The following is a 972-nucleotide window of genomic DNA, read 5'->3' on the forward strand; positions in this document are numbered from 1 at the left end:
TCCCTGGCTGGCGCTGGCGATCGGCATGGGCGGCGTTATCGCGCCGGTGCTGCTGATGTTCGGCTTGACCCTCAACACGGCGTCCAGTTCGGCGCTGCTGCTCAACCTGGAAGGGCTGGCGACGATGGCGATCGCCTGGCTCGTCTATCGCGAGAATGTCGACCGGCGCCTGCTTTTTGGCGCTTTCGCCATTCTGGCGGGTGCCATTCTTCTGTCGTGGCAAGGTGAGGGCGTCGCCTTCAACCGTGGCGCCCTGATGGTGGCAGGGGCTTGTCTGGCCTGGGGGATCGACAACAATTTCACGCGCAGGATCTCCGCCACCGACCCGGTGGTGATCGCCATGCTCAAAGGGCTGGTGGCGGGTGTCGTCAATGTCGGGCTGGCGCTTGCCGGCGGGGCCTTGTTTCCCCCGGCGTCGGTTATTGCAGCGACCGCCGCAGTCGGTTTCTTCGGCATCGGGGTCAGCCTGGTGATGTTCATCGTGGCGCTGCGTCATCTGGGCACCGCGCGGACAGGGGCCTATTACTCGCTCGCTCCCTTCATCGGCGCGTTGCTGGCAATCGCCATCCTGGGTGACGCCGTCACGCTCAAGCTGGCGGCCGCCGGAGTTCTGATGGGCGTTGGCCTGTGGCTGCATCTGTCGGAACGCCATGAGCACGAGCACGATCATGAGGAATTGGAGCACGAGCACAGCCATGTGCATGATGAGCACCACCAGCACCATCATGACGGGCCGGTGAGTGAGCCGCATTCGCACTGGCACCGGCATGCGCCGATGCGCCACCGGCATCCACATTATCCCGACCTGCACCACAGGCATGGCCACGGATAAATGCTGACCGTCTGGTACAACACTCGCTGCCCGGTCTGCGATGCCGGTATCGGCAGGCAGAAGCGGCGGCTGATCGAGGCGGTCAAGGCCGGGCGGATCGAGTTCCGAGACATCAATCTTGAACCGGCAGCGCTTACCGG

The 972-nt window shown here is 64.3% G+C and carries 1 protein-coding gene and 1 pseudogene; both read left to right on the forward strand.

Translation table 11 applies throughout. From position 1 onward, the window contains the following. On the forward strand, window positions 1-832 hold an 832-nt coding region (locus EN939_RS35760), incomplete at its 5' end, for a DMT family transporter (RefSeq protein WP_164751584.1). Beyond that, window positions 833-972, forward strand: a pseudogene (locus EN939_RS39580) (thiol-disulfide oxidoreductase); the annotation flags it as partial.

The organism is Mesorhizobium sp. M7A.F.Ca.CA.002.05.1.1 (assembly GCF_003998335.1).
In the GTDB taxonomy this organism is placed as follows: Bacteria; Pseudomonadota; Alphaproteobacteria; order Rhizobiales; family Rhizobiaceae; genus Mesorhizobium.